The following is a 256-nucleotide window of genomic DNA, read 5'->3' as shown; positions in this document are numbered from 1 at the left end:
GGTGGCGGCGGCGGGCTCGCCCTCGGCTTCGGCCTCTTCGGAGTGCTGTCCATCATCAGACTCCGCTCGGACGCCGTGCAGCACGAGGAGGTGGCGTACTACTTCACCACCCTCGTCCTCGGGCTCGTCTGCGGTCTGCCGGACCTCGACCTGCCGGTGGCCGGCGCCCTCGCCGGGCTGCTGCTGCTCGTCGTCTACGGCTCCGACCACCCCCGGCTGTTCGCCCGCTGCCGCCGCTCCGTGGTCACCCTCGACA

1 protein-coding gene is annotated in these 256 nt (G+C 72.3%); it reads left to right on the top strand.

What is annotated here, in order from left to right; genetic code table 11:
• On the top strand, positions 1–256 hold a 256-nt coding region (locus tag ACSNOK_RS35085; RefSeq protein ID WP_436784747.1), incomplete at both ends, for a DUF4956 domain-containing protein.

The sequence above is a fragment of the Streptomyces sp. URMC 126 genome, assembly GCF_051386555.1.
Classification (GTDB): domain Bacteria; phylum Actinomycetota; class Actinomycetes; order Streptomycetales; family Streptomycetaceae; genus Streptomyces.
The sequence above is the reverse complement of the archived record's forward strand: the minus strand, read 5'-3'. Positions and strand labels throughout refer to the sequence as shown.